This window comes from Kitasatospora sp. NPDC088391 (genome assembly GCF_044753345.1).
Classification (GTDB): domain Bacteria; phylum Actinomycetota; class Actinomycetes; order Streptomycetales; family Streptomycetaceae; genus Kitasatospora.
Map to the genome: position 1 here is coordinate 410,768 of NZ_JBIVNB010000005.1, position 26,125 is coordinate 436,892.

The 26,125-nt window shown below is 74.7% G+C and carries 26 protein-coding genes; 9 read left to right on the top strand and 17 right to left on the bottom strand.

From position 1 onward, the window contains the following. The first annotated feature begins 31 nt into the window (after positions 1-31). Complete coding sequence (locus tag ACIQBJ_RS18400) at positions 32-808, top strand: SGNH/GDSL hydrolase family protein (protein ID WP_400710833.1); 777 nt, start codon at positions 32-34, stop codon at positions 806-808. 7 nt (positions 809-815) lie between these two features. Here the strand turns inward: ACIQBJ_RS18400 and ACIQBJ_RS18405 are convergent, their stop codons facing one another. Both ACIQBJ_RS18405 and ACIQBJ_RS18410 read right to left on the bottom strand, forming a co-directional pair. Next, positions 816-1,208, bottom strand: a complete 393-nt coding sequence (locus ACIQBJ_RS18405; protein WP_400710836.1) for a PPOX class F420-dependent oxidoreductase — start codon at positions 1,206-1,208, stop codon at positions 816-818. 21 nt (positions 1,209-1,229) lie between these two features. Next, entirely contained in the window at positions 1,230-2,549 is a 1,320-nt protein-coding gene (locus tag ACIQBJ_RS18410) for a glycosyltransferase 87 family protein (RefSeq protein WP_400710839.1), read from the bottom strand. A gap of 206 nt (positions 2,550-2,755) precedes the next feature. Between ACIQBJ_RS18410 and ACIQBJ_RS18415 the strand changes: the two genes are divergently transcribed. After that, entirely contained in the window at positions 2,756-5,104 is a 2,349-nt protein-coding gene (locus tag ACIQBJ_RS18415) for a Tex family protein (RefSeq protein WP_400710842.1), read from the top strand. Positions 5,105-5,185: 81 nt separating this feature from the next. Here ACIQBJ_RS18415 and ACIQBJ_RS18420 read toward each other — a convergent pair whose 3' ends face one another. From ACIQBJ_RS18420 to ACIQBJ_RS18450, 7 genes are all read right to left on the bottom strand, one after another. Further along, positions 5,186-5,575 (bottom strand): VOC family protein, encoded by a 390-nt coding sequence (locus ACIQBJ_RS18420; protein ID WP_400710845.1) that lies wholly within the window; start codon positions 5,573-5,575, stop codon positions 5,186-5,188. 107 nt (positions 5,576-5,682) lie between these two features. Continuing rightward, on the bottom strand, positions 5,683-6,246 hold the full coding sequence (locus ACIQBJ_RS18425) for an NUDIX domain-containing protein (RefSeq protein ID WP_400710848.1): 564 nt from the start codon (positions 6,244-6,246) through the stop codon (positions 5,683-5,685). A 120-nt stretch (positions 6,247-6,366) separates the two neighbouring features. Continuing rightward, a complete protein-coding gene (locus ACIQBJ_RS18430; protein ID WP_400710851.1) occupies positions 6,367-9,786 on the bottom strand; it encodes a hypothetical protein in 3,420 nt (1,139 codons plus the stop codon). Positions 9,787-10,095: 309 nt separating this feature from the next. Continuing rightward, complete coding sequence (locus ACIQBJ_RS18435; RefSeq protein WP_400710854.1) at positions 10,096-10,395, bottom strand: hypothetical protein; 300 nt, start codon at positions 10,393-10,395, stop codon at positions 10,096-10,098. Between the two features lie 4 nt (positions 10,396-10,399). Then, complete coding sequence (locus ACIQBJ_RS18440; RefSeq protein ID WP_400710857.1) at positions 10,400-10,546, bottom strand: hypothetical protein; 147 nt, start codon at positions 10,544-10,546, stop codon at positions 10,400-10,402. 353 nt (positions 10,547-10,899) lie between these two features. Further along, positions 10,900-13,305 (bottom strand): protein kinase, encoded by a 2,406-nt coding sequence (locus tag ACIQBJ_RS18445; RefSeq protein ID WP_400710860.1) that lies wholly within the window; start codon positions 13,303-13,305, stop codon positions 10,900-10,902. Between the two features lie 328 nt (positions 13,306-13,633). Next, positions 13,634-13,864 carry a hypothetical protein gene (locus ACIQBJ_RS18450; RefSeq protein WP_400710863.1) on the bottom strand — a complete coding sequence of 77 codons (231 nt, stop codon included), beginning with the start codon at positions 13,862-13,864 and terminating at the stop codon, positions 13,634-13,636. A 222-nt stretch (positions 13,865-14,086) separates the two neighbouring features. On the opposite strand from ACIQBJ_RS18450, the gene ACIQBJ_RS18455 reads away from it, so the two are divergent. The 4 genes from ACIQBJ_RS18455 (at position 14,087) to ACIQBJ_RS18470 (ending at position 17,025) form a co-directional block, all read left to right on the top strand. Next, the gene (locus ACIQBJ_RS18455; protein ID WP_400710866.1) at positions 14,087-14,917 is read left to right on the top strand and encodes a helix-turn-helix domain-containing protein; all 831 of its coding nucleotides are present in this window, start codon (positions 14,087-14,089) and stop codon (positions 14,915-14,917) included. Continuing rightward, positions 14,914-15,126, top strand: a complete 213-nt coding sequence (locus ACIQBJ_RS18460) for a DUF397 domain-containing protein (protein ID WP_400710869.1) — start codon at positions 14,914-14,916, stop codon at positions 15,124-15,126. The genes ACIQBJ_RS18455 and ACIQBJ_RS18460 overlap by 4 nt, the downstream gene beginning before the upstream one ends. A 135-nt stretch (positions 15,127-15,261) precedes the next feature. Then, positions 15,262-15,474 carry a DUF397 domain-containing protein gene (locus tag ACIQBJ_RS18465; RefSeq protein WP_400710872.1) on the top strand — a complete coding sequence of 71 codons (213 nt, stop codon included), beginning with the start codon at positions 15,262-15,264 and terminating at the stop codon, positions 15,472-15,474. A gap of 504 nt (positions 15,475-15,978) precedes the next feature. Next, complete coding sequence (locus ACIQBJ_RS18470; RefSeq protein WP_400710875.1) at positions 15,979-17,025, top strand: amidohydrolase family protein; 1,047 nt, start codon at positions 15,979-15,981, stop codon at positions 17,023-17,025. Positions 17,026-17,080: 55 nt separating this feature from the next. Here the strand turns inward: ACIQBJ_RS18470 and ACIQBJ_RS18475 are convergent, their stop codons facing one another. Continuing rightward, positions 17,081-17,890 carry a lysostaphin resistance A-like protein gene (locus ACIQBJ_RS18475; protein ID WP_400710878.1) on the bottom strand — a complete coding sequence of 270 codons (810 nt, stop codon included), beginning with the start codon at positions 17,888-17,890 and terminating at the stop codon, positions 17,081-17,083. A 269-nt stretch (positions 17,891-18,159) separates the two neighbouring features. On the opposite strand from ACIQBJ_RS18475, the gene ACIQBJ_RS18480 reads away from it, so the two are divergent. Next, positions 18,160-18,345 carry a hypothetical protein gene (locus ACIQBJ_RS18480; RefSeq protein ID WP_400710881.1) on the top strand — a complete coding sequence of 62 codons (186 nt, stop codon included), beginning with the start codon at positions 18,160-18,162 and terminating at the stop codon, positions 18,343-18,345. A gap of 85 nt (positions 18,346-18,430) precedes the next feature. Here ACIQBJ_RS18480 and ACIQBJ_RS18485 read toward each other — a convergent pair whose 3' ends face one another. Both ACIQBJ_RS18485 and ACIQBJ_RS18490 read right to left on the bottom strand, forming a co-directional pair. Next, positions 18,431-19,003, bottom strand: a complete 573-nt coding sequence (locus tag ACIQBJ_RS18485) for an SMI1/KNR4 family protein (protein ID WP_400710884.1) — start codon at positions 19,001-19,003, stop codon at positions 18,431-18,433. Between the two features lie 199 nt (positions 19,004-19,202). Then, a complete protein-coding gene (locus ACIQBJ_RS18490) occupies positions 19,203-19,835 on the bottom strand; it encodes an FMN-dependent NADH-azoreductase (RefSeq protein ID WP_400710887.1) in 633 nt (210 codons plus the stop codon). 134 nt (positions 19,836-19,969) lie between these two features. Between ACIQBJ_RS18490 and ACIQBJ_RS18495 the strand changes: the two genes are divergently transcribed. Continuing rightward, complete coding sequence (locus tag ACIQBJ_RS18495) at positions 19,970-20,608, top strand: TetR/AcrR family transcriptional regulator (RefSeq protein ID WP_400710889.1); 639 nt, start codon at positions 19,970-19,972, stop codon at positions 20,606-20,608. A gap of 87 nt (positions 20,609-20,695) precedes the next feature. Here ACIQBJ_RS18495 and ACIQBJ_RS18500 read toward each other — a convergent pair whose 3' ends face one another. From ACIQBJ_RS18500 to ACIQBJ_RS18515, 4 genes are all read right to left on the bottom strand, one after another. Continuing rightward, the gene (locus ACIQBJ_RS18500; protein ID WP_400710891.1) at positions 20,696-21,289 is read right to left on the bottom strand and encodes a GNAT family N-acetyltransferase; all 594 of its coding nucleotides are present in this window, start codon (positions 21,287-21,289) and stop codon (positions 20,696-20,698) included. A 125-nt stretch (positions 21,290-21,414) separates the two neighbouring features. Continuing rightward, positions 21,415-22,092: a nitroreductase family protein gene (locus ACIQBJ_RS18505; RefSeq protein ID WP_400710893.1), complete on the bottom strand. Its 678-nt coding sequence runs from the start codon at positions 22,090-22,092 to the stop codon at positions 21,415-21,417. Between the two features lie 106 nt (positions 22,093-22,198). Continuing rightward, entirely contained in the window at positions 22,199-22,906 is a 708-nt protein-coding gene (locus ACIQBJ_RS18510; protein WP_400710895.1) for a hypothetical protein, read from the bottom strand. Then, positions 22,903-23,520, bottom strand: a complete 618-nt coding sequence (locus tag ACIQBJ_RS18515) for a SigE family RNA polymerase sigma factor (protein ID WP_400710897.1) — start codon at positions 23,518-23,520, stop codon at positions 22,903-22,905. Before ACIQBJ_RS18515 ends, ACIQBJ_RS18510 begins: the two co-directional genes overlap by 4 nt. Positions 23,521-23,771: 251 nt before the next feature. Here ACIQBJ_RS18515 and ACIQBJ_RS18520 point away from each other — a divergent pair, with 251 nt between their 5' ends. After that, positions 23,772-24,371, top strand: coding sequence for a TIGR03086 family metal-binding protein (locus ACIQBJ_RS18520; RefSeq protein WP_400710900.1), 600 nt, complete (start codon positions 23,772-23,774; stop codon positions 24,369-24,371). Positions 24,372-24,465: 94 nt separating this feature from the next. Here the strand turns inward: ACIQBJ_RS18520 and ACIQBJ_RS18525 are convergent, their stop codons facing one another. Continuing rightward, positions 24,466-26,115 carry an ABC-F family ATP-binding cassette domain-containing protein gene (locus ACIQBJ_RS18525; RefSeq protein ID WP_400710903.1) on the bottom strand — a complete coding sequence of 550 codons (1,650 nt, stop codon included), beginning with the start codon at positions 26,113-26,115 and terminating at the stop codon, positions 24,466-24,468. Positions 26,116-26,125: the final 10 nt, after the last annotated feature.

The following is a 26,125-nucleotide window of genomic DNA, read 5'->3' on the forward strand; positions in this document are numbered from 1 at the left end:
GGTTGGGGGCACGGACGACCCAGGAGGCGGAGTGCGGCAGTACCGGGCGATGGTGGCGGTGGGGGACTCGTTCACCGAGGGGATGTGCGACGACCTGCTGCCGGACGGGCAGTACCGCGGCTGGGCGGACCGGGTGGCGGACGCGCTGGCCGCCGAGCGGCCCGGGTTCCGGTACGCCAACCTGGCGGTGCGCGGCAAGCTGATCGGCCAGATCCGGGCCGAGCAGGTCGGCCCGGCGGCGGCCACCGACGCCGACCTGGTGACGCTGGCGGGCGGCCTGAACGACGTGCTCCGCCCCGGCTGCGACGTGGCCGAGGTGGAGCGCCGGCTCGGCGAGTGCGCGGCCGTGCTGCTCGCCGAGGGCCGCACCGTGGTGCTGTTCACCTCCACCAACCCGACCCGCCGGATGGCGGGCAGCGCCCGGCTGCTGCCCGCGATCCTGCGGATGAAGGGCTTCGTGGAGGGCGTGGTGCGGGACAACCCGGGCCGCGCGGTGCTGGTCGACCTGTTCTCCGCCCCGGTCTTCGACGACCGCCGGCTCTGGGCCGAGGACCGGCTGCACCTCTCGCCGGAGGGCCACCGCCGGGTCGCGCTGGCCGTCCTGGAGGCGCTCGGCCGCCCCGCCGACGAGGACTGGCGGGCGCCGCTGGCCGCGCCCGACACCCGCACCCGGGCCGAGAAGGCGCGCGCCGACCTCCGCTGGATCGGCACCCACGTCGGCCCGTGGATCGGCCGCCGGCTGCGCGGCCGCTCCTCCGGCGACGGCCGCCCGCCCAAGCGCGCCGAGCTGCTCCCGTACGGGAGCTGACGGACCGTCAGGACCCTTCGGCGGGGCGGACGGTGATCCCGACGGTGCCCGCCGTACCGCGCCGCAGCCGGCTGCCGAGCAGGGTGAGCCGGCCGAGCAGGCCGTACTTGCGGGCCAGCAGCCGCCGGTAGCGCTCGGTGGTGGCGGCGTCGGCGATCACCGCGGTGGCGGGCACCGGCTCGCCGGTCGGGTTGCCGCGGACGTCGCACGGGCCGACCAGGACGTCGCCGCGCCGCCGGATGCGCTTGACCTTCCAGGAGTCGGCGACCGTCCACACCCCCAGGGCGTCGCCGTCGCGCACCGTCCAGACGGGGGTGGGCACGGCGCCGCCGTCCCGCTTGTAACTGGTGATCAGCAGGTACTTGCCGGCGGCGAGCCGGTCGAGCGCGGTGTCGGCCATGCGCAGGAGTGTACGGCCGGTTCAGCCGGCCCGGACGGGGTCGGCGGCCGGCGGCGGCGCGGCGGCCGGCAGCGGTGCGGCGGTGGCCCGCCAGAGCCGGGCGGCGGACCACAGCGCGGCGGCCAGCAGCAGCCCGTTGCGGGCCAGGATGACGGCGGTCGGCCGCCAGCCGCCGGCCTGCATCGCGTCGAAGAACAGCGGGAAGTCGAGGGTGGTGATGCCCGTCATCGGGAGCAGCAGCAGCGCCACCGGCCGCTGGGTGGTGCCCTCCACGGTCAGGCAGACCGCGGCCAGGCCGATCAGCCAGACCAGGTACTGCGGGGAGATCACCCGGCTGGTCAGGGTGAACAGCAGCACCGCGGTCAGCGCCGCGTCGTAGGGGGTGGCGGCCGTCCAGCGGCGGGCCCGGACCCGCCAGAGCAGCAGCCAGCCGAACGCGGCGGCGGTCAGCAGCAGCGACAGCTGGGAGATCCGGCGCACGTGCGGGCCGAGGAACTCCATGGAGCCGTAGTGCAGTTCGACCCGGCCGGACCAGCCGAACAGCCGGGCCACCTGGAGCACGCTGCCGCCCAGCGACTCGATCTCCACGCCCCGGCCGCGCTGCGCGTGCAGGAAGTCGAAGGTGTGGTCGAACAGCGCGGCCAGCACCAGCAGCAGGGCGAGCGCGGAGACCGCGGCGGCCGTCCAGGCCTGCCGGGTGGTGCGGCCGCGCGGGGTGCCCAGCAGCGTCAGCACCGGCCACACCTTGACCAGGGCGCCGATCCCGGCGAGCAGCCCGGCGGCCCGCGGCCGGGCGGGCAGCAGCAGGAGCGCGCCCACCGCGAGCGCGGTGGCCACCAGGTCGTAGCGCCCGTACGGCAGGCCCAGCAGCAGCGGCAGTGCCAGCGCCCACAGCCAGGCCCCGTACCGGGAGCCGCCGGGCCGCCCGAGCGGCACCCGGACCAGGGCGACCTGCACCGCGGCGTCGACCAGCAGCATCAGCAGCACGAAGCCCTGCAAGTACGTCAGGAACGGCAGCACGCCCGGCGCGAGCATCGGCAGCGCGGCGCCCGGCGGGTACTGCCAGGTGACGTCGTCGACCGGGAAGGTGCCGGTCCGCAGCACCCGGTACCAGGAGTGGTAGAGCCGGTACACCTCGACGGCCTGCTCGGCCCGGCCCGAGCGGACCATGCCGAGCATCAGCAGTCGGCTCGCGCACCAGAACGCGGCCAGCAGGAGCAGGTCGTGGGGCCAGGTCGCGGGGCGGGTCCAGCGGATCGGCCGGCCGGCGGCCGGGCTGCCGACGGGGGTGCCGGCCGGGGAGCCGGCCGGGGCGGGGGCCTGCGCGGGGGCCTGCGCCACCGTGTCCTCCAGTGCGGTTCGAACGACCGTGAGATCTCTCTCATATCAGACAAATCGGACCAGTCGGAGTCGGTGTCCCGCGTGTCCCCGCGCGTCCCCGGAACGCGCCACGCCACGGGCGGCCACCCGGCCCAGCCGCTTCCGTCGGCCGGACCTGCCAGAATGCACGGGCGACAGCAGCAACCGCAGAGAGGGTGACCGGCACCGTGACGATGTCCGTCGAACGCAAGATCGCCGAGGAGCTCGGCGTCCGCGAGAACCAGGTGCAGGCCGCCGTCGACCTGCTCGACGGCGGGGCGACCGTCCCGTTCGTCGCCCGCTACCGCAAGGAGGCCACCGGCGCCCTCGACGACACCCAGCTGCGCACCCTGGAGGAGCGGCTGCGGTACCTGCGCGAGCTGGAGGAGCGCCGCGCCGCCGTCCTGGAGTCCGTCGCGGCCCAGGGCAAGCTGGACGACGCGCTGCGCGCGCAGATCCTCGCCGCCGACTCCAAGGCCCGGCTGGAGGACATCTACCTCCCGTACAAGCCCAAGCGGCGCACCAAGGCGCAGATCGCCCGCGAGGCCGGCCTCGAACCGCTCGCCGACACCCTGCTGAACGACCCCGGCCAGGACCCGGCCGCGCTGGCGGCGACCTTCCTGAACGAGCAGGTCGCCGACGCCCCCGCCGCGCTGGAGGGCGCCCGCGCCATCCTGGTCGAGCGCTTCGGCGAGGACGCCGACCTGGTCGGCTCGCTGCGCGAGCGGATGTGGACCCGCGGCCGGCTGGTCGCCAAGGTCCGGGACGGCAAGGAGCAGGACGGCGCCAAGTTCGCCGACTACTTCGACTTCGCCGAGCCCTACACCAAGCTGCCCTCGCACCGCATCCTGGCCATGCTGCGCGGCGAGAAGGAGGAGGTCCTCGACCTCGACCTCTCCCCGTTCGACGGCGAGCAGGAGGCCGACCTGCCCGGCGCCAGCGACTACGAGCAGCGGATCGCCGCCCGGTTCGGCATCGCCGACCGCGGCCGCCCCGCCGACAAGTGGCTGACCGACACCGTCCGCTGGGCCTGGCGCACCCGGGTGCTGGTCCGGCTCGGCATCGACCTGCGGACCAGGCTGCGCGCCGAGGCCGAGGACGAGGCCGTCCGGGTCTTCGCCGCCAACCTGCGCGACCTGCTGCTCGCCGCCCCCGCCGGCACCCGCGCCACCATGGGCCTGGACCCGGGCTTCCGCACCGGCGTCAAGGTCGCCGTGGTCGACGCCACCGGCAAGGTCGTCGCGCACGAGACGATCTACCCGCACCAGCCCGCCAACAAGTGGGACGCCGCGCTCGCCACCCTGGCCGCGCTCGCCGCGAAGCACCACGTCGACCTGGTGGCGATCGGCAACGGCACCGCCTCCCGGGAGACCGACCGGCTCGCCGCCGACCTGATCACCCGTCACCCCGAGCTGGGCATCACCAAGGTGATGGTCAGTGAGGCCGGGGCCTCGGTCTACTCCGCCTCCGCGTTCGCCTCCCAGGAACTCCCCGGCCTCGACGTGTCGATCCGCGGCGCGGTCTCGATCGCCCGCCGGCTCCAGGACCCGCTGGCCGAACTCGTCAAGATCGACCCCAAGTCGATCGGCGTCGGCCAGTACCAGCACGACCTGAGCGAGCTCAAGCTCTCCCGCTCGCTGGACGCCGTGGTCGAGGACTGCGTCAACGCCGTCGGCGTCGACGTCAACACCGCCTCCGCGCCGCTGCTCACCCGGGTCTCCGGCATCACCGGCACGCTCGCCGACAACATCGTCGCGCACCGCGACGCCAACGGGCCGTTCCGGACCCGCAAGGCGCTCAAGGACGTCGCCCGGCTCGGCCCCAAGGCGTTCGAGCAGTGCGCGGGCTTCCTGCGCATCCCCGCCGGGGACGACCCGCTGGACGCCTCCGCCGTCCACCCCGAGGCGTACCCGGTGGTGCGCCGCATCCTCGCCGCGACCGGCGGGCAGCTCGGCGAACTGATCGGCAACGGCGCGGTGCTGCGCGCGCTGCGGCCCGGCGACTTCGCCGACGCCACCTTCGGCGTCCCGACCGTCACCGACATCCTCGGCGAGCTCGACAAGCCCGGCCGCGACCCACGCCCCGCCTTCCGGACCGCCACCTTCAAGGACGGCGTCGAGAAGATCGGCGACCTGGAGGTCGGCATGGTGCTGGAGGGCGTGGTCACCAACGTCGCCGCGTTCGGCGCCTTCGTCGACATCGGCGTCCACCAGGACGGCCTGGTGCACGTCTCCGCGCTGTCGAAGAACTTCGTCAAGGACCCGCGCGAGGTGGTCAAGCCCGGCGACATCGTCCGCGCCAAGGTCACCGCCGTCGACGTCCCCCGCAAGCGGATCGGCCTCACCCTCCGCCTCGACGACGACACCACCCCCGGCAGCGGCGGTGGCGGCAACCGCCGCGAGCAGTCCCCCCGCCAGGGCGCCCGCCCGCCGCGCCAGGACCGCCGCCAGGACCGCCGCCCGAACCCCGCCGCCGCGCCCGCCCCGGCCAACTCCGCGATGGCCGACGCCCTGCGCCGCGCGGGCCTGGGCAAGTAGCGCCGCACGCCGGAACGCCCGGCCGGGGTCTCCCGGCCGGGCGTTCCGGTGCGTGCGGTCGCGTGCGGTCGAGCGCGCCCGCTACGAGGCCCAGCCGCCGTACGGCACGGTGATGAGTTCCATCGCGTGGCCCGCCGGGTCCATGAAGTACACGCCGCGGCCGCCGTCGTTGTGGTTGATCGCGCCGGGCCGCTCCCGCCGGGGGTCGGCGTAGTGCTCCACGCCGCGCTGCCCGATCCGGGCGTACGCCGCGTCGAACTCCTCCTCGGAGACCAGGAAGGCGTAGTGCTGGGGGGTGATGCCGTCCGCGGGGACGGTGGCGAAGTCCAGCGTGACGCCGTTGCCCAGGGCGACGGCGATGAACGGGCCCCACTCCGAGGTGATTTCGAGGCCGAGCAGGTCCGCGAAGAACTCAGCGGACTCCCGGTTGTCCCGGGCGTGGACGATCGTGTGGTTCAGGTCGACTGACAAGGAATGCCTCCGAGGGCATGTCCCGACACCTCCATGTCTCACCCAGCCGGTGACCGACACGCGATGCTGCCGTGGACCCTAACTCCGGTCCACGGAGCGGGTCAACATCAGCCGGTGCGGGACTCGACGGCGAGCGCGACGAGTTCGGACCACCAGGGTTCGCGGTGGTGGGTGAGGAGGAGCCGGGCCTCCTCGGGGGTGACGGGGCGGACCTCGACGACCTGCTCGCCGTCGGCCGGGTTGGTGGGGGCGGCGTCGACGGCGACCTCGGCCCAGCCCCAGAGCCACGCCTTCACGGGGTGCGGCTGCCAGGGGCGGTAGGGGGTCGGGCCCTCGCTGACCGCGAGGTGGTGGCCGATCCAGGTGGGCGGGCCGAGCAGGCGCGCGCCGGCCTCCTCCAGGAGCTCGCGCTCCAGGCAGGAGTCGACGCTCTCGGCGGCCTCCCGGGTGCCGCCCGGCAGGAACCAGTGGCCGCGGGCGTCGCGGCAGAGCACCACCCGGCCCTCGGTGAAGCCCACCAGGTGGATGTTGGTGACCAGTTCGTCCGGCGGCAGCTCGGTGGTGAACCGGGCGTCGATGCCGCCCCACTCCCAGCGCTGCGGGGCGTGCAGGACCGGGTACCGGGCCGCGAGCGCGGCGCTGTCGCTCGTTCTGCGTGTGGTGTCCGTCATTGATCGATCGTAGTCCTGGGCGGTCCCGGACGGACCCGAATCGTCAACAGAGCGGACAAAACGTCACCCTTCAGTGGCAGAACGGCAACCCGCCGCCCCCGCAGTTCACTTGACGCCCCCTCACGCCGGACCGACCACCACCGCGAGCGCCGCCGCCCGGACGTCCGGATCGGCGTGGGCGCGCAGCGCGCCCAGCACGTCGAGCCAGCGGCCCGTCCAGGCACTGCGGGTGCCCAGCCGGTCGGCCAGCGCCACCGCCAGCAGGCCGGTGGCCGGACCGTCCCCCGGCAGCAGGGCGAGCAGCGCCGCACCCGCGGCGGCGTCCGCCGCGGGCGGCAGCGCCGCGCTCCCCGCGACGGTGTCGGCCAGCGCGGGCGCCAGGTGCGCGGCCAGCACCGGGCGGTGGGCCAGCGCCGCCGCCAGCCGTGCCACCGCGGGCCCGAACCCGGCGTCGGCCGGATCGGCGGCCCGGGCCAGCACGGCCGCCCGGACCTCCAGCAACTCCCCGTACGGGCACAGCAGTTCGGCCTGCGCCGCGAGCAGGCCGCGGTACCGGGGCGAGCGGTCCGGCGAGGTCAGCGCCTCGATCCGCCGCCGGACCGGCAGGTCGCGGGCCACGGCGGGGCGCGGATCGTCGGGCAGCGCGCCGAGCAGCGCGGCCAGCGCCCGGTGCGCGGTACTGCCGGGCGCGGCCCCGCCCACCGGGTGCGGCAGCCCGGAGACCGCCAGCTCCTGCACCGAGCGGACGGCCTGCCGCCAGAGCTGCCGCTCGTCGAGGTCGGCGACCAGCCCCGGCAGCACCTCGGCGGCCCCCGGCGCGTACCGGGCCCACTGCGGCAGCGCGGCGACCGCGGCCCGGGCGACCGCCGGATCGTCGCCCGGCCGGGACGCCACGGCGGTCACCAGCCCGGCCAGGAAAGCCCGGTGACGCTCCGGCAGCAGGTGCGGCGGGACACCGAGGACGGCCTGCCGGACCTGCGGCTCCGGCGCCCCGGCGGCCTCGGCGAGCACCGCCCGGACCGCCCCGGCGTCCAGCAGCTCCACGCCCCGGGAGGCCGCGGCGGCCCGCACGTCGGGATGCTGGCCGGGCGCCCGGAACGCCGCGGCCACCAGCTCGGCGGCCCGGGCCGGCGGCAGGTGCGCGGCGGCCAGCCGGACCGCCTCCTTGCGGGCGGTGACCTTGCTGCCGACGGTGCCGGTGGCCAGGCCGGTCAGCAGCGGGTCGAGCCGGGCGGGCGGCGTCAGCCGGGCCACCCGGGACGCCGTGTACAGCGCGACCCGGGCCCGGTCGTCGCCCGCGTGCGCCAGCAGCTCGGGCAGCGCGGCGGCCGGGTCGTCGGTCCGGGCGAGCGCGCCCAGCGCGGCCTCGGCGACCAGCACGTCCGGGTCGTCCAGGTACCGGCGGACCAGCGCCGCGCCGTGCCCCGGCAGCACGGCGGCCTGCCGGATCGCCGCCGCCCGCTCCTCCCTGGTCCGGCCGGTGTCGGCGGCGACCCCCGCGAACAGCTCGGCGACCCGGGCGACCTGACGGGGCGTCCAGCCGTCGGCCTGCCCGGTGGGCGGCAGCGGGCGGCGCTCCCCGGCCTTCAGGAACCGCCCGGTGGGCGGCCGTTCGGTCAGCGCCAGGTCCAGCAGATCGGTGCGGACGCCCGCCAGGTACCCCTGTACCGGCGGGAAGAACACGGCCGACGGGTCGAGCCGCAGCGCCGTCAGCACCTTCGCGTCCCGGCCCGGGCGCGGCCGCAGCCACAGCGTCAGCGCCTCGGCGAAGACCTGCTCCCGCTCGTCGCGCAGCGCCCGGCCGAGCCGCTCGTCCAGCTCCGGCAGCCGTTCGGCGCGCGGCCCCAGCGCCCGGGCCAGGGCGAACAGCAGCCGGTGCCGGCCGTGCGCCGCCTCCTTGTCCAGCCAGGGACGCAGCGCCTCCAGCACCTGCCGCTCCTGGCCGCGGCGCAGCCGGTGGGCCAGCGCCGGGAGGGTGAGCCCGCCGCCGCGGGCGGCCAGCCGCTCGACCGTGCCCAGCGCGAAGGCCAGCAGGTCGGGGCGGGCCCCGGTGGGGTGCGCGGCGAGCACGGCCGGTGCCAGCGCGGAGAGCGCGGCGCGGGTCGGCTGCGAGCAGTCGCGGGCGTCCAGCGCCCCGGCCACCAGCAGGCCGAGCGCCTCGGCGTGCTCGTCGGCGAAACGGTGCGCGGGGAACGCGGCCAGCGCGGCGAGCGCGGCCTGCCGGACCGGGTCCTGCTCGTTGCGGACCCGGGCCAGGTCGGCGAGCAGCCGCGCCGGGGCCGCCGGGTCGGGGTCGTCGGCGGCGACGGCCACCAGCAGCCGCCACGCCTCGGCGCGCTCGGCGGCGTCCGGGCGGCGGGTGGCGGGCAGCAGCGCCGCGCGGGCCTCGGCGGGTGCCAGCAGCGCGGTCAGCGGCCGCAGCGCCCGCTCCTCGGCACCCCGGGCCCGGCCCTCGGCGAGCAGCCGCCCGGCCTCGGCCCGGCGCCGCTCCCGGGGCAGCAGTCGCAGCGCCGGCACCGTCAGCCGGCCCGCGTCCAGCGGCTGCCCGTCGGCGGCGGCGTCCAGGAACGCGGCCCGCCGGGACGGCGGGACGGCCCGCAGCAGGACCGCGAACCGGTCCGGCGCGGCCAGCCAGCGGCGGCCCAGCGCGGCCAGCGCGGGCGGGTCGGCCTGCGCCAGCCGGTTCAGCGCGCTGCGGGACGGCCGGGGCTCCCAGCTCCGCCACGGCCGCTCCGGGTCGGCCAGCCAGGCGGCGGCGCGCCCGGCGTCCACGCCCAGCAGGTGCGGGAACCCGGACACCAGGACGGCGGGCAGCAGGTCGAGCGGACGGCGCTCCAACAGCGCCAGGACCCGGGCCGGCCGCAGCGGCAGCACGGCCGCCACCCGGTCCCCGAGCCGGTGCCACCACAGCGCGCGGTCCTCCGCCGGCAGCCCGGCCAGCTCCCGCTCGACCTGGTCGAGCACCAGATCGGGGTGGCGGGCGGCGAGCAGCGACCACGAACCCACCGCGACGGCCAGGCCAGGCAGTTCGGCCGCCACCGTCTCCGGCGGGCAGTGCGCCAGCAGCGCCGCGGCCTCGTGCGCGCCCCAGTGCTCCCGGGCCACCGGCAGCAGCAGCGCGGCCAGGTCGGTGCGCCGCCCGCGGACCACCGCCCGCCGCAGCCCCCGGCGGACCTCGGCCGAACCGTCCCGGTACGCGGCCAGCACCTCCGCCACCGGGAGCGGCAGGTCGCGGACGGCGGCCAGCGCGCGGCCGCGCACCTCGCGGTCCGGGTCGGTCAGGTGCGCGGCGAGGGCCGCCGTGTCCCGGCGGAGCGCGGCCGCGAAGACGTCCAGCCGCCGCCCGTACTGCCCGTGCCGGGCCAACTCGGCCCGCAGCGCTTCGAGTTCACCGGGCGAGGCGGCGCGGACGGTGCGCGCGAACAGGGCGGTCCGCCCCGCGCGGGGGAGGGCGTCCATGGCGGCCAGCAGGGCGGCGGCGTCGAAGGCTTCGGGGGTGTCGAGAGTGCTGGGGGCGTCGGGGGCGTCGGGGGTCGGCATGTCGGCCATTCTTCCCGGGCCGGGCAAGCGGTTTACCGGGACGCCCCGGGCTGTGCGGTGCTGTGGTGGGGCCCGGTCGGTCGCGCGTACTGACCGTGGGGGAGCGCGACCGCCGGGCCGACCGTTGACCGGCCCCAACCCCCGCCCCCGGGCAGGTGGTCGGACCGGTCCACGCGGCGGAGCCGCCGCCGCGTGTCCCTCAACATGGCCCGCCCGGCCAGGAGGCGTCAAGGCGTTCCCGTGCGCTTGGGCCGCCCTTAAGGCTCCCTTGGCCGACAGCACCGGTAGCGCCCCGTCCGCTTCCCCGGCTCAGGTGCCACCGGCCCGGCCGCCGTCGCCCCCCGGGTGCACCTCGCTCCACAGGTCGTCCCGCGCGACACCGCCGTTGCGCACGGCCGGTATGTGCCGGTGCCCCCAGCGGTCGCCCAGCGCGAGGGCCGCCAACACCCCCGGCACGTCCGGCGCCGGCCGGGTCAGCCGGACCTCCACCCGGTACCCCTGCGCGGTGACGTTCAGCCGGGCCTCCTCACCCCCGGCCGCCGTCAGCCGCTCGGCGATCGCCCAGGCGCGCCGCCGCGAGACCTCGAACAGGTGCTCCCGGTCCGCCACCGGCTCAGTGCGGACGGCCGGACGCGAGCAGCGTCACGACGAGGACCAGCAGGACCGCCAACGAGACCGCGTGGACGGCACGGGGCGGAGAAGGTTCGCGCGCGGGCTGCGGCACTTCGGCGGCGCGGGAGTCGTCGTGGTCGCCGCTCACCGGGCGGCGTCCGCTCCGGGCCTGCCGCCGCCGCAGCCTGCCGCCGGACCCTTCCGGCATTCGAAGTCGCCCCGTCGGACGGCGAGTCGGAGCAGCGACTCGGCCGGCACCCGGGTGTCCGGTCTCATTGATCATGGCGGACGCGACTATGTCGAGCTGCAGATTGCCAGGTCCGGTGAGACGGATCCGGGATACCGGGTTCAGGGATCATGGCGGTTCCTGGCATAGGTGTCAGGATCCTGATCGACGGAGGAACTCCGACACCGTCCGCGCAGTGCGGGGCGTGCTCGGATGCTCCGGCCCGGCAGTTGCCCGTTCGTCCACGGTCCGCCGCCGAGCCGCTGTTCCGGCGGCTACGAAGGCGGCCGGAGCGCCACGAGTTCCCGTGTCCATAGCAAGCCGTCGACCAGGGACTGGTTCTGAAGAACGATCACGCCGTGCTCGGGGTCCTCGGCGACGGACGTGACGCCGCTGACGACTGCGGGGACCTTCCAGGTCACGCGGCCACCGGCGGGGTCCAGCGCGACGAAGTCGAGTTTCGGGGCGGTCCCCGCCAAGACGCTTCGAGGATCCGGGGTGGGGGAGACGGCGGAGTTGTCGGCCATCGCCAACGCCAGCGGGTCGGACAGGTCGTGGGAGAACTCTCCCCGCGGGCCTTGGATCAGCCACAGCTGCTCCTTCTCCCAGCGGACATCGCCGGTTTTGAGGCCGTAGCAGCGGGCTGCGGGCGGCCGGGGCATCGTGTCGCCCTTGAACTGCATGGGTGCGACCAGCAGGCCGCCGCCGGTCAGTAGCATGCGGCAGTCCCAGCCCCGGTCCGGGAACTTCCCGCTCCACAGTTCCTTCCCGCTGTCGAGCGAGTACGCGGAGAACGTGAGGTACTGGGACTCGACGATCTCGTCCCCCTTCCTCCTGACGACGAACACGCGTCGGCCCGGATCCACGACGGCGAGCTCGGAGTGCCGGTCGCCGTGCCAGAGTTCGGACCCGTCGTCGGTGTTCAGCAGGATCAGCACCTCGTCCGGGGCGCGTTCCGCCGTCACGATCGCCCGGCCGCCGGAGCAGTGCTTGACATCGGTGGCCATGAGCCGCTTGCCCAGGGCGCGATCGGGCAGGGCGAGGAAGTGCAGGTACTCCCCCCGGTCGGCGTCGGCCGGGTCGCGGGGGCGGTCCAGCAGCAGCAGCGTGCTGTCCGACGGTGCCGCCAGGGCGGTGAACATCGGTTGGGGATCCACGTCGTACGACCAGATGCTTCGCGGTTGAGCCCCGTCGGAGGTGTTGAACGCCCTGACGAACTTCGTGCGTGCGACGTAGAGGGTCTTCCCGTCCGGCGAGAGCGCCGGAAGCGGAACCGTCCCGACGTTGACCCACCCGCCCCCGTCCGGCGGGTCGGGCAGGTCGTACTGCTCGGACCAGATCGGCTTTCCCGTGGCGGGGTCGAGCCGCTGGACCTCGAGGTCTTCGGTGACGACGTACAGGGAGCCGTCCCGGCCGGTGACGTGCACCCACTTGGGCAGCTCGTCCCCGGCATGCGGCGGCGGGAAGTCCCAGAGCTGTCCACCGGTGGCCAGGTCCACCCCGACGAGCCGGTCGCCCTTGCGCAGCAGGAGCGTCCCGCCGAGGATTCGGTCCAGCTCGATGTCGGTCCCGTCGGCCCCGCCGGCCCCGCCGGTCGGGAGGCGCCACAGCACCCTGCCTTCGCGGGGCGGGGCGTCCTTGCCCCCGGTGAGGGCGTCCTCCAGGTAGGGGAGCAGTTGGAAGCCGGTCGCGGCGGTCCCGCCGCCCGCCACCACGCAGATCCCGATCAGGAAGGTGCGCCGGCTCGGCCGACCCCGTCCGGTGGCGGCGCCGGACGGTCGCCTCAGGTGCAGTCGGCGCGGCTTGCGCCTCGCGGCCCGGGCGAGGGTGCCGTCGGCAGCCATGGCGGCCAGGTGCTCGGCCACCGCCACCGCCGAACCGGGCCGTTCCTCGGGCGACTTGGCGAGCAGCGCCAGCACCAGGTCGTCCAGGGCGCGCGGGATCCCGCCCTGCAGTCGGCCGGGCGGAACGGGTGCTTCCTCGACGTGGGCGACGATGAGGGAGTACGGGTCCTGCTGGTCGAAGGGCGGGCGGCCGGTGAGCAGGTGGTGAAGCAGACAGCCCACGGAGTACAGGTCGGAGCGGTGGTCGACCGGCCCGTTCCTCGCCTGTTCCGGAGGCATCCACGGGTACGACCCTATGGGCCCGGCCGTGGCGCTCAGCCGGGTCAGGTTGTAGGAGGCGTCGAAGCGTGCGATGCCGAAGTCGAGCACGGTCACGTGCCCGCGGTCGTTCACCATCACGTTCGCCGGCTTGATGTCGCGGTGCACGATGCCCTTGCTGTGCGCGGCGGCGAGTGCGAGGCACACCTGCCGCACATGGTCCGCGGCGACGGCCGCAGGCAAGGGCCCCCCGTCGAGGAGGACGTCCCTGAGGCTCCGGCCCTCCACCAGGGCCATCACGATGAACACCTCTTCACCGTCACGGCCGAAGTCGAAGACGGTCACCACGTGCGCGTCGTCCACCTGGGCGATCGCCCGCGCCTCGCGTTCCAGACGGTGGAAGTCCTCGGGCCCGGCAGCTGACAGGCCACGGATCAGCTTCACCGCCACCGTCCGGTTCAGCGCCGTGTCCCGGGCGCGCCACACCTCGCCCATCCCACCGGCCCCCAGCGCCCGCTCCAGCCGGTAGCGGCCGGCCAGTAAACGCCCTTCCGGGGACTGCTCCCGGACGTTCTCCATGTTCGTTCCCCCTCCTGTCGGAACCGGTGGCCCCGTTGCTCTGCCCTCGCCGACAGCTTGGCCGGGCCTCTGGGGTGACGTGTCGCCACAGCAGGAACTGTTGCGGTACTGATGCCCGAAGCTTCGCTCCGTCCTGGCCCCGCCCGGGGGCGCTGCTGCGAGGTTCGTCCCATCGGCACCCCGTCCTGTTTATCGAGACAGGACACTCATCCCGGACCAGGTCTGCCCGCTCGCCAACTTCATCGAGAATCCGCCGAGCTCACCGAGACCGGACACATGCTTCCCTTCTCGCTGTGGTGTGGGTGGTACGGGCTTTCGTGACGGCCTGTCAGGCGGCGTCCCGATCCCCGTCGGTGTCGGTGTTGCCGTTCCCGGCCCCGGTCGTGGTCGCGCAGCGCGGGCACCGGCAGGCCGGCCAGGTCAGCGCGGAGACCGGCGGGGGCATGATCGGTTCGTCCGACGTGCAGGACGAGACCGTCACCCGGGTGCCGTCGGCCCGCACCGTGTAGATACGGATCGTCAACTTCGCTGTCGGGCCGGGGTACTGGTGCTCGAACATGACGGTGGACCTCGCGGTTGCTCGTACCGTGCAGGGGGCTGGACGGGCAGCGCCCACGCCCACGGGGGCGGAAACGACCGACCGGACGCCCCGAGGGGGCCTCGCGCGCCGGTCACCGTCCGCGTCCTTCTTCTGCCTCTTCGTCACCAAGCATCGGCAGGAATGACTACGCTCACCAGTACTTGCCCGTTGACAGTTCGGGCGGGTTAAGGAGTCACAACAGTGAGCGAAGATCAGGAAATTGACGGCACGTCATCTCCGGCACTGCGCTTCGGGGAGGAATTCCGCAGGTCACGACGGGCTCGCGGCTGGTCCCAGACCGACGTGGGCGCCCGAATGGGGTACTCGGGCGGGCTGCTCTCGTACGTGGAAAGAGGGAAGAAGCCCGTAACCCTTAACCTCGCGGTCAAAGCCGATCAAGTGTTCGGCACCGGGGAGCGGTTCCAGCAACTCTGGCGGCAGTACTCGAACGCCAGTCTGCTGGAGGGGTTCGCGGAGTTCGTGGCGGAGGAGGCGAGGTGCCGACGGCTGCGGATCTTCGGGCTGGGACTGGTTCCTGGCCTGTTCCAGACGCCGGCCTACGCATCCGCGATCGCGGCGGCGGCCGTTCAGCGGGGCAGTATCAACGAGGAGCAGGCCGATGCGCGAGTGGCTCTGCTGGCAAATCGTCAGACACTGTTGGACCGGCCGAGTCCGCCCTTCGTCCATGTCGTCCTGGACGAGAGCTGCCTCCGGCGCCCCGTGGGTGGAAACGCAGTCATGGCCGAGCAGTTGAATCATCTCGAAGGGCTGGCTGCGCGTCCTGGGATCACCGTGCAGACGGCCCCGTTCGACCTCGGGGAGCGGGCGCCGTTCACGATGCCACTGATGTTGCTCGACCTGCCCGATCGGGTGGTTGTCGGCTACGCGGAATCCCAGGCCCGGAGCCATCTGGAGCGCACTAGGGACACGGTCGCCACCTGGTCCCGCGAGTATGATCTGCTCCAAGTGGAGGCCCTGTCTACGGTCGCTTCACTCGCCATGATTCGGGCTGTCAGGAAGGAACTCTCATGACCGACATCGACCTGTCCGAGGTGCGATGGGTGAAGTCCTCGTACAGCAACAACGGTGGCGACTGCGTGGAGGTGGCGCCCGCTGCTTCGGCGGGCCACATGCCGGTGCGTGACTCGAAGGACCCGCAGGGGCCGGTGCTGCTGTTCACCCGGGCCGAGTACGCCGCGTTCGTGGATGCTGTGGTGGCCGGGGAGTTCGGCGAGGTCTGACCCCTGATGACGTGTCGGAGCCCCGCGGACCCGCAGTTCGGGTCTGCGGGGCTTTCTGCTGCGACGCGCTGCCTGGCTGACGCTCGCTCAGTAGGATCGAGGAAGCTCGTGACCGACCGTCAGGAAGGAACTCCCATGGCTGACATCGACCTTTCCGGGGTGCGATGGGTGAAGTCCTCGTACAGCGACAACGGTGGCGACTGCGTGGAGGTGGCGCCCGCTGCTTCGGCGGGCCACATGCCGGTGCGTGACTCGAAGGACCCGCAGGGGCCGGTGCTGCTGTTCACCCGGGCCGAGTACGCCGCGTTCGTGGACGCGGTGGTGGCCGGGGAGTTCGGCGAGGTCTGATCCCGCTGTTGGAAGCGCTGCGGCCCCGTGGCCGCCGGCCCGGGGGCGGCCCATGGTGGTCGGCATGCTGTCGCTGCGGAGTGTTCGCCGAACCGTCCGCCCCCACGGCCCGGTCGTCGGGGGAAGGGTGTGCGCTTCTGTTCGACCGGTTCGACGCCGCCGTGCGGTTCCCCGGCGCCCACGGCGGGGTGGCATCCGGATTCCGGTGGCCCGGGCGGCGGCTGCGATCTGGACGGGCCGCCCGGTGTTGACGGCATCGGCGGTTGAGAGTCTTCGGAAGTCGTGCGGGGCGAACTTCGGCGGTGCCCCGTCGGTGGAGCGGACCCGGACGGTGGCCTGCGCGAGGAGTCCCGGCCCGCAGCGGTCGGGATCGCCGCTGTCGAGCTGGGGGGTCCTGCGGGGCGGCCGACGATGCCGCTGCTCGGTACCGGTTATCCTGCCGCGGTCCCTCATGGGGGCAGCGAGATCGACCAACGGGCAGGCAAGTTGGCGGGGAGGCCACTGGTGGTGCTGCAAGTGCGCGGTGTCGTGTTGCCCGAGCGGGAGGAACGGTCCTTCTGGATCGACGGTGACCGGCTGAGGGCCGGGACCGCCCCGGACGCCGACCTCGTCGTCGACGGCGGCTGGCTGCTGCCCGGCCTGGTCGATGCCCATACCCATCCCGGCACCGAGGACATCGACACCCCGTTCAGCGACGCGACACTCCGGCGGCACCTGGGCGATCACCGCGACGCCGGAGTGCTGCTGGTGCGCACGCCCGGTACCGCGGCCCGCATCCCCGACTGGGTCGACGAGGACCCGGACATGCCTCGGGTCCGCTCGGCCGGCCGCTGGCTGGCCACCCCGGGCCGCTTCTTCCCCGGCTTCGGAAGGCATGTGAGCGAGGCCGACCTGGTCCGCGCCGCCGTGGAGGAGGCCACCGCGTCCTCGGGTTGGTGCAAGGTCGTCGGGGACTGGAGGCCCGACGAACCGGCACTGCCGCTCGACGTCCTCACCGCTGTCGTCCAGGCCGTCCACGCGGTCGGCGGGCGGGTGGCCGCGCACTGCCAGACCAGCGAGGGCAGTCGCAACGCCGTCCTGGCCGGCGTCGACAGTCTGGAGCACGGCATGCACCTGGACCCGGGCCTGATCGATCGGATGGCGGACCAGGGCACCGCGTTCGTCCCCACGCTCAGCGTCTTCGGGGCCGGTGCCGATCGGCGGCGGGCCGCCGAACCGAGCGCCCGCCGAGACTGGTGGCTGGCCGGATGGGACGCGATGCTGCCCAACGTGGGAGCCGCGTACGAGGCCGGTGTCACTGTCCTGGCCGGCACCGACAGCTTCCCGTGCGGGACCGTCGGCTCGGAGATCGAATGGCTGATCCGCGCCGGCCTGCCGCCCGAAGCGGCGCTCGGCGCGGCCTCCTGGTCGGCCCGCTCCTACCTCGGCCTGCCCGGCCTGGTCGACGGAGCCCCCGCCGATCTCGTCGCCTACGACACCGACCCCGCACTCGATCCTTCCGCCCTGGCCCACCCCGGCCGCATCATCCTTCGCGGCCGGGTCGTGGCCTGAGGGCCGGGCGCCGATCCACCGCTCTTCGCAGTGACCCGGCGGGGGCGGCGCGGCGTCAGGTGGTGGCGGTGGCGGCTTCCGGGCCGGGGGCGGCGGGTTCGATCGTGCGGCGCTTGACGAGCACGAGGACGATCAGGGCGACCTGGAGCAGGATCGGCAGGACCACGCCGGGGGACGCCTCGGGGTCGGGGCCGACCGCGTTGGAGACGAGGCTGAAGTCCCACAGGCCGTGGACCAGCATCGGAAGCAGCAGGGTGGAGCCGACGCGCAGGCACAGGTAGAAGAAGTAGCCGGAGGTGGAGACGACCACGGCCTGGAGGAGGGCCTGCGCGCCCTCGCCGAAGGCGTTGCTGACGTGGACGAGGCCGAAGACCGCCGAGGACCACAGGGCGACCTTGCCCTCGCTCAGGCCGGCCCGCTTGAAGACCTGCACGCCGATGCCGCGGAACATCAACTCCTCGCCGATGCCGACGAACAGGGTCATCGCGACCAGGCTCAGCACCAGGGCGGGTGACTGGTCGGCGAGGTTGCGGTAGTTCACGCCGAGGACGGCGGCGACCAGCATGGAGATCGGCACGAACCGCACCCAACGCCGCACCGGCACCCGGTAGTTCAGGACACTGCCCCACCAGCCGAGCCAGGTCACCACCGCCGCGCCGAACAGCACCGACAGGCCGATCGGGAGCACGCCGTTGCGGACGACCGACTCGGTGGTGGGGAACTGGCTGTTGCCGTGGCCGCTGCGGTCGACGCCGATCAGCGCGCCGAGCCCCTGCAGGATCGCCAGGTAGGCGACGACCACGACCAGGAACCACGGCCAGGTCAGCCGGCGCCCGGCCGGGGCGGTGGACGGTTGCTCGGGCATGGCGGAACTCCTCGGGGTGGGGCGGGGCGGGGCCCGCGCGCACGGGCGGACAAATAGTCGCATGAGTGTGAAAAATTCATCAATCGTATGCAAAGTGTTGAACCGGACACCACACGACGGGGTGCGGGTCGGCGTCGGCGGAGCCTCCGGCCGGTCGAACCGATCGGGAACGGTGGCAGATGATCACCTTCCGGCTTCCCCGGCCCGGGGCGGGGCGGGGTGGTCGAATGATCGTCGACCGAATTCCCCCTGGCCCCGAAGGAGTTCCCGTGGACTGGCTCGCCGAGGTCCTGCGCGTCGGCACCGCCCTCGACCCGCTCCCCGCCCGCCGCCTCCCGGCCCGCGCCACCGCCCTGGTCGGGGTCGCACTCGTCCTGCTCGGCGGCACGGCGCTGCTCACCTACGGCACCTCCGCGGGCCACCTCTTCGACCTCACCGTGACGCTCGGCTCCTGAAGCCCGGACCGGCCGGCACCGGCCGTTTCCGACCCTCGGGACCGGCACCCGACCCCTCGGTCGCCCGCGCCCACCCGCTCGGGCTTCACCAGGCCACCGCGTGGGGGCGGACGGTGGGGAGGGCCCACGGTTCCACCGCGCCGCTGACCAGGTCGGCCAGGAACTGGACGGCCCCGCCGGTGTAGTGCCACCAGGCGGAGTTCCGCGAGGCGACGGTGACCGTCCACGCGTCGGGCCCGGCCGGGTCGGTGGTCCACAGGAAGTAGTCCCCGCGGTTCGATCCGGCCCAGGGGAGCAGGCCGCCCGGCGCGGGGTGGGGGTGGAGCGGAACGGCGAGGCCGGCTTCCTCGCACCACTCCTCGACGGTCTCCAGGCTCTCGCGGACCCCCGCCGCCCACGCGTGCTCGGCGCCGGGGGCCGGGCCGCCGACCCCGAGGAAGTCGCCGAGCACGAAAGGCGGGTAGAGCTCGCACAGCAGCTTGAAATCAGCGGGCAGGAGCACGCCCAGCCCGGTCTCCGCGACCTGCCACTCGATGTCGCAGGGCTCCGGAAGGCGCAGCGCGGCCAGGCCCGGCACCGCGCGTTCCAGTTCCCCGATCGTCTCGGCAGGGTCGGTGAGCCGCCGAACCGGCATCTGGGTGCCGACGAAATCGTCCATGCGACCAGGTTGTCAGAGCGGCCCCGGCCGTCGGGGGCGGGCCCGTGGCCGGGGGCGTCGGTGGGGTGCTCCGCGTTCCCGACGCCGGGCGGGAGGACTTCGCGTTCGACTCGACGACGTACACCGGGCCGCAGGAGGCCCCGCGGGCCCGACGCCCCGTCGTGCCGGGCCGTCGCGCGGGGCGCCGGGTCGGGCGGGGTCAGACGCCGGCCAGGGTCTTGCCGGCGGTGCGGGCGGCGTCCAGGGCCCGGGTGTGGTGTTCGGCGGCGAGGTCGCGGAGGTGGGCCATGGCCGGGTTGACGGCGGCCAGGGTGAGTTCGCGGCGGACGGTGGTCAGGTCGGCGCCCCAGACGTCGCGCAGGATGCGCTCCACGTACGGGGTGGAGTGGTCCCAGCCCTCGCGCGGGGTGCCCGGGGCGAAGCCGCCGCCGAGGGAGGTGACCAGGAGGACGGGCTTGTCCTTGAGGAGTTCGGCGGTCGGTCCGGCGCCCGCGACGACCAGGTCGACCCAGGTCTTGAAGTGCTGGGAGACGCCCCAGTTGTAGAGCGGGACGGCGACGATCGCGGCGTCGGCGGCGCGCAGTTCGTCGGCGAGTTCGACGCCGAGGCCGACGGCGGCCCGCTGTTCGGGGGTGCGCTGCTCCTCGGGGGTGAAGGCGGCGAGCGCGGCGGGGGCCCACAGGTCGCCGGGCAGCGGGGCGCTGCCCAGGTCGCGGCGGGTGACGGTGCCGGCCGGGTGGGCGGCGGACCACTCGGTCTCGGCGGCGGTGGCCAGTTCGGCGCTGGTGGAGGCGCCGGGCATGATACTGGTGTCCAGGCGGAACAGGTGCATGACAGATCTCCTCGGAGCGACTTGGGGCAGGGCAGGGCAAGGCGGGGCAGGGCGGTTCCGGCGTAAGCGGACTTTACCCCGCTCTCGCTGCAACCGGACTTTACCCCGTTTTCCCCGGGCGGTAAATTGTGGGCATGGACAGCCCCCTGGTCCCCTTCGGCAACCCCCCGGCGGAACGCGCGGACGCGGCCCGCAACCGCGAGGCCCTGCTCTGCGCCGCCCGCGCGATGATCGCCGAGCACGGCACCGGGAAGGTCACCATGGACGGGCTCGCCGAGCGCGCGGGCCTGGGCAAGGGCACCGTCTTCCGCCGCTTCGGCACCCGGGCGGGCATCTTCCGGGCCCTGCTGGACGCCGAGGAGCAGTGCTTCCAGCAGCAGGTGCTGACCGGCCCGCCCCCGCTCGGCCCCGGCGCCGACCCCGTCGACCGGCTGATCGCGTACGGGCGCGCCCGCACCGGCTTCCTGCTGGCCCGGCACGAGATCGCCCGGGCCGCCCTGGAGCGCAAGGGCCCCGTCCCGGCCGCCGGCGGGCCCGCCTTCACCCGTCCGCACGTCCGGATGCTGCTCGGGCAGGCCGACCTCGGCGTCGCGGACCTCGACAGCCTCGCCCTCCAGCTCACCAGCGCGCTCGAAGGCCCCCCGCTGCTCTTCCTCGCCGCCGACCCGCCCGCCCCGGACGACACGGCCGCCCCCGGGCGCTGCCAGGGCGACCTCGGCACCCTGCTCGCCGACAGCTGGCAGACCCTGGTCGAGCGGGTCGCCCGCCGCTGACGCGCCCGCCGCGGCTGCGGAAAACGGAAGGGGAACGCGGAAGGGGACGGCCGTCCGGCCGTCCCCTTCCTGTGCGCGCGGATTCCGTCAGCGCTCGGTGACCCAGAACATCTTCCGGCCGGTCTCGGCGGGGGCGGTCACGGCCGCCGACTCGATCCGGTCCAGGGTGTAGCCGAGCTTGCGCGGGACGGCGGCGCTGGCCGCGTTGGTCTCGTCGCAGTGGATCTCGACCCGGTCGATGCCCGGCAGCGCGAACCCGGCCCCGGTGAGCGCCCGGGCGGCGGCGGTGGCCAGGCCGCGGCCGGTGTGCGCGTGGTGCACCCAGTAGCCGATCTCCACCGCGCCGGGGCCGACCCGGCCGTGCAGGCCGAAGCCGCCGATCACCTTGGCGGGCTCGTCGTCCAGGCCCAGCAGGTAGAGGAAGTCCCGGCCCTCGTCCCAGGCGGCCTCGCCGCGCACCGACATCTGCTCGCTCTCGGCCAGGGTCGGGGCCTGGGCGGCCCAGAACATCCACGGACGCAGGTGGTCGAGGTTGGCGATCACCGAGGCGTTCAGTTCGGCGGCGTCCGCGAGCCGGCGTCTGCGCAGGTGGGCGCCGTTGCCGAGGGGGAGCAGTTCCGGGGGGCGGCCCGTGCTGATCGGTCGCGGCGCGTTGTCAGGTGCGTCGGTGGAGTGACTCATGGACGGAGTATGGGCCATCCGTCCGTGCGGTCACCAACCGGTTTCCCGCCGCCACTCCGGGTGAGAACGCGCAGGACGCGCCGGAGCGGCGCGCGGGACGGGCCCGCGCGCCGCCCGACGCTCCGTCAGAGCCGGACCAGCACCTCGTCCAGCGGCTTGCGCACCAGGTCGGGGACCAGGGCGCCGTCCGCCGGGTAGCCGACCGGGATGACGTACGCGGCGCGCTCCTCGGCCGGGCGCTCGCAGACCTCGTTGAGGAAGCGCATCGGGCTCGGGGTGTGCGTCAGCGTGGCCAGGCCCGCCTGGTGCAGCGCGGCCAGCAGGAAGCCGACCGCGATGCCCACGCTCTCCTTGGTGTAGTACGGGCGCGGCGAACTCGGGCCCTTGTGCACCTCGAAGACCACGATCACGGCGGGCGCGTCCTCCAGGAACGGCTTGCGCCAGTCGGTGCCGATCGGCGCCAGCGCGGCCAGCCACTCCTCGGACGCCCGGTGGTCGTAGAACTCCCGTTCCTCGGCCTCGGCGGCCTCCCGCAGCCGCCGCTTGCGCTCCGGGTCGGTGACCACCACGAACCGCCACGGCTGCACGTGCGCCCCGCTCGGCGCGGTGGACGCGGTGCGGATCGCCGCCTCCAGCACGCCCTCCGGCAGCGGACGGGTGGAGTAGTCGCGGACGGTGCGGCGCTGGGCCATCACCTCGTGGAAGGCCCGGCAGCGGTCGGCCGCCTCCTGGGCGGGGACGCTCCGCGGGCGGAGCGGCGTCGTCGGGTAGGACGGCGCTTCGGTGGATGCACTGTCAACCATGGCCGACAGCACAGCACATGAGGGGTGGCCGACGGAAGGGACCGAGCAATCGAAGGCGGGAAATGGTCCAGTCCGCGGTCCAGTCCACCCCTGGCGGCCCCGTCGGTCACTGCCCCAGGGTCCGGCTCGCCAGCACCCTCCCCTCGGCGTCGTACGCGGCGAGCACCACGTTCCCCGGCACCGGTTCGGTGCCCACCTGCTTGCGGTCGGGAGCCCAGGCCCAGCCGCTGGTCCAGCCCGGGTCGCCGGACAGCGCGACGGGGACGGCCCAGTACGCCGTGCCGTCCACCTCCAGCGCCATCCGGGCCACCTTCTCGGGGCCGTGGTAGATCAGGCCGTACAGGCCCTGCCCGGGGTGCGCCGCGTCCCCGGCGTACGTCGTGGTGATGCCGGTGGCGCCCGCCGCCCAGGAGTACCCGGCGCAGTCCGGGCGCTTCGCGTAGGCGGCCGGGTCGTGCGTGCAGATCTCCTGGCGGTCCAGCCGCATCCACCAGCCCTCGCGGCCCAGTTGGTACTGCTGCCCGGGCTCCAGCAGCACGGCCTCCGGGGCCGGGCCGGGCGGCGTTGCCGGCAGCCGCGCGGAGGACCCGGACGCCGCCCCCACCGGCGCCGCCGACGTCCCGGACAGCACCGCGCCGGTGCCCGCCACCAGCGACAGCGCCGCCGCCGCGACCGCCGCCCCCACCGCGGCCCGCCGCCCGCGCCGCTGCCGCCGCACGTGCGCGCGCGCCGGCCCCGCGGTCCAGGCCCCCACCGGGACCCGCGCGGCCTCCGCCCGCAGCGCCCCGCGCACCATGTCCTCGGTCCCGCTCATCGCCGTTCCCCCTCCGTGTCGTCGATCGCCGGGCCGGTGCCCGCCGCGTGCGCGGCCAGCGCGGGATGCACCCGCAGCTTCGCCAGGCCCCGGCTGGCCTGGCTCTTCACGTTCCCCACCGAGCAGCCGAGCACCTCGGCCACCCGGGTCTCGCTCAGGTCCTCCCAGTAGCGCAGCACCACCACCGCCCGCTGCCGGGGCGGCAGTTCGGCCAGCGCCGACAGCAGCGCCGGGCGCTCCTCCACCCCCCGGTGCCCGCCGCCGGCGTCCGCCCGGTCGGGGAGCACCGGCACCAGCAGTTGCCGCACCCGGCGGCGCCGGTGCCGGCTCAGGTTGTTGTTCACCAGGGCCCGGCGCACGTAGGCGTCCGGCTCGTCCAGCCGACTGATCCGGGACCAGTTCCGGAACACCTTGGCGAAGGTCGCCTGCACCACGTCCTCGGCCTCGTGGTGGTCGCCGGTCAACAGGTAGGCCGTGCGCACCAGCCGCTGCCAGCGGGTGGCCGCGAACCCCTCGAAGTCCGCCTCCCACCCGCCCGCGCCGTCCGCGGGCGCCCGCGCCGCGACCGGCCGGGGCACGTCCTCCACCGGGACGTCGAACACGCTCGTCGTCATCCGTTCCCTCTCCTCCCAGGGCCGCGACCCGCTCCGGACCGCCGCTCCGCCCTGTTCACCCCGACCCGGCCGGAAAGGTTGCACGGGCCCGGACCGCGTTCCCCCGGCTCCGGACGGCGCGTCGTGCGTCACGCCGTGGGCCTCGTGGGCCTCGTGGGTCTCCAGTGGGCCGTGGGCACGACTGTCGGCCGCGAAGCATAGGGTGACAGCGAACTGTCGCGCGTGCGACGGGTCGAAGGGGGAGGCAACGGATGTCCGTCGACGGATTCGAGCTGTTGGCAGAAGCACACGATTACCTGCTGGCCGCGGTGCGCGGGGTGCCCGAGGAGAAGTGGGGAGCCGCGACGCCGTGCAGTGAGTGGACGGTCCGTCAGGTCTTCCACCACGCCCGGCTCGACCAGCAGGCGCTGACCATGCAGATCACCGGGGAGGCACCCGAGGGCGACCCCTTCGAGCCCTCGGACGTCCTGGCCGCCGGTGGCGGCGCGGAGGCGGCGGCACAGTTGGAGACGACGCTGCGCGCCGCGCTGAAGGCGTGGGAGTCGGGGCGCGGGGCGGAGAGCGTGGCGACCCCGATGGGCCCGATGCCCGCGCAGGCCGGCGCCATGGTCGCCGCGCTCGACGCGGCCGTCCACGCCTGGGACATCGCCAGGGCGACCGGCCAGGACCTTCCGCTGACCGAGGACATGGCCGAGCGGCTGGAGATCCCGGCCGGGCAGGTCGTCGAGTTCGTCCGCCGGTCCTTCGGCAAGTACGCGCCCGTGGTCGAGGTACCCGCCGACGCGAGCCGGGCCGCCAAGTTCCTCGCGTTCACCGGCCGCGACCCGTACTGGTCCGCGACGGCGGTCTGACCGGCGGGTCCGGGCCGCCGCCCGCGGACGGCGGCCCGGACCACCAGGACCGGGCCTCGATCCGGTCGGGCGGCGAACCTCGGCCGACGCGGCATCAGAGGGCCTCGGAGACCCGCCCGTCCGCGACCACCAGACGGCGGTTGACCTGCACGGTGTCCAGCATCCGGCGGTCGTGGGTGACCAGCAGCAGGGTGCCGGTGTACGAGGCGAGCGCCTGCTCCAACTGCTCGATCGCGGGCAGGTCCAGGTGGTTGGTCGGCTCGTCCAGCACCAGCAGGTTCACCCCGCGGGCCTGCAGCAGCGCCAGCGCCGCCCTGGTCCGCTCGCCCGGGGAGAGCGTCGCGGCGGGCCGCAGCACGTGCACCGACTTGAGGCCGAACTTGGCCAGCAGGGTCCGGACGTCCTCCGGGTTCAGGTCCGGCACGGCAGCCGAGAACGCGGCCAGCAGCGGCTGCTCCGCGTCCCCGCCGAACAGGTGCCCGCGGGCCTGCTCCACCTCGCCGACCAGCACGCCCGAACCCAGCGCCGCGGAGCCCGCGTCCAGCTCCAGCCGGCCCAGCAGCGCCGCCAGCAGCGTCGACTTGCCCGCGCCGTTCGCGCCGGTGATCGCCACCCGGTCCGCCCAGTCGATCTGCAGGTCGACCGGGCCGAACGCGAAGTCGCCGCGCCGGACGGCGGCCTGCCGGAGCGTCGCCACCACCGAGCCGGAGCGCGGCGCGGCGGCGATCTCCATCCGCAGCTCCCACTCCTTGCGGGGCTCCTCCACCACGTCGAGGCGCTCGATCATCCGCTGGGTCTGCCGGGCCTTCGCGGCCTGCTTCTCGCTGGACTCGGCGCGCTGCGCCCGGGCCTTCTTGTCGTTGTCGCCGCCCTTGCGCCGGGCGTTGCGGACGCCGTTGTCCATCCAGTTGCGCTGCATCTGGGCGCGGGCCTCCAGGCCGGACTTGGTGTCCGCGTACTCCTCGTACTGCTCGCGGGCGTGCCGGCGGGAGATCGCCCGCTCCTCCAGGTACGACTCGTAGCCGCCGCCGTACAGGTTGACCTGCTGCTGGTGCAGGTCCAGCTCCAGCACCTTGGTCACGGTGCGGGCCAGGAACTCGCGGTCGTGGCTGATCAGCACGGTGCCCGCGCGCAGGCCCTTCACGAACGCCTCCAGGCGCTCCAGGCCGTCCAGGTCCAGGTCGTTGGTGGGCTCGTCCAGCAGGAACACGTCGTAGCGGGACAGCAGCAGCGAGGCCAGGCCCGCCCGGGCCGCCTGGCCGCCGGACAGCGCCGTCATCGGCAGGTCGAGCGAGACCTTCAGGCCGAGCTGGTCGGCGACCTCCTCGGCCCGCTCCTCCAGGTCCGCGCCGCCCAGCTCCAGCCAGCGGTCCAGGCTCACCGCGTAGGCGTCGTCCGCGCCCGGGCGGCCCTCCACCAGGCCCTCGGTGGCCTCGTCCAGCGCCGCCTGTGCGGCCGCCACGCCGGTGCGGCGGGCCAGGAAGTCGCGCACCGACTCGCCCTCCCGGCGCTCCGGCTCCTGCGGCAGGTGGCCGACGTTCGCGGTCGGCGGGCTGAGCTTCAGGCTGCCGCCCTCGGGGGCGTCCAGCCCGGCCAGCAGGCGCAGCAGCGTGGACTTGCCCGCGCCGTTCACCCCGACCAGGCCGATCACGTCCCCGGGGGCGACGACCAGGTCGAGCCCGGCGAACAGCGTGCGCTCACCGTGGCCGGCGGCGAGGTCCTTGACGACGAGAGTGGCAGTCATGATGGGTCGA

Coding starts and splice junctions, on each gene's coding strand:
- ACIQBJ_RS18490 (WP_400710887.1), bottom strand. CDS start 19,835: ATGCACCTGTTCCGCCTGGACACCAGTATCATGCCCGGCGCCTCCACC.
- ACIQBJ_RS18405 (WP_400710836.1), bottom strand. CDS start 1,208: ATGGCCGACACCGCGCTCGACCGGCTCGCCGCCGGCAAGTACCTGCTG.
- ACIQBJ_RS18485 (WP_400710884.1), bottom strand. CDS start 19,003: ATGGACGATTTCGTCGGCACCCAGATGCCGGTTCGGCGGCTCACCGAC.
- ACIQBJ_RS18495 (WP_400710889.1), top strand. CDS start 19,970: ATGGACAGCCCCCTGGTCCCCTTCGGCAACCCCCCGGCGGAACGCGCG.
- ACIQBJ_RS18445 (WP_400710860.1), bottom strand. CDS start 13,305: ATGGAGAACGTCCGGGAGCAGTCCCCGGAAGGGCGTTTACTGGCCGGC.
- ACIQBJ_RS18520 (WP_400710900.1), top strand. CDS start 23,772: ATGTCCGTCGACGGATTCGAGCTGTTGGCAGAAGCACACGATTACCTG.
- ACIQBJ_RS18475 (WP_400710878.1), bottom strand. CDS start 17,890: ATGCCCGAGCAACCGTCCACCGCCCCGGCCGGGCGCCGGCTGACCTGG.
- ACIQBJ_RS18500 (WP_400710891.1), bottom strand. CDS start 21,289: ATGAGTCACTCCACCGACGCACCTGACAACGCGCCGCGACCGATCAGC.
- ACIQBJ_RS18505 (WP_400710893.1), bottom strand. CDS start 22,092: ATGGTTGACAGTGCATCCACCGAAGCGCCGTCCTACCCGACGACGCCG.
- ACIQBJ_RS18525 (WP_400710903.1), bottom strand. CDS start 26,115: ATGACTGCCACTCTCGTCGTCAAGGACCTCGCCGCCGGCCACGGTGAG.
- ACIQBJ_RS18515 (WP_400710897.1), bottom strand. CDS start 23,520: ATGACGACGAGCGTGTTCGACGTCCCGGTGGAGGACGTGCCCCGGCCG.
- ACIQBJ_RS18465 (WP_400710872.1), top strand. CDS start 15,262: ATGGCTGACATCGACCTTTCCGGGGTGCGATGGGTGAAGTCCTCGTAC.
- ACIQBJ_RS18430 (WP_400710851.1), bottom strand. CDS start 9,786: ATGCCGACCCCCGACGCCCCCGACGCCCCCAGCACTCTCGACACCCCC.
- ACIQBJ_RS18460 (WP_400710869.1), top strand. CDS start 14,914: ATGACCGACATCGACCTGTCCGAGGTGCGATGGGTGAAGTCCTCGTAC.
- ACIQBJ_RS18425 (WP_400710848.1), bottom strand. CDS start 6,246: ATGACGGACACCACACGCAGAACGAGCGACAGCGCCGCGCTCGCGGCC.
- ACIQBJ_RS18510 (WP_400710895.1), bottom strand. CDS start 22,906: ATGAGCGGGACCGAGGACATGGTGCGCGGGGCGCTGCGGGCGGAGGCC.
- ACIQBJ_RS18450 (WP_400710863.1), bottom strand. CDS start 13,864: ATGTTCGAGCACCAGTACCCCGGCCCGACAGCGAAGTTGACGATCCGT.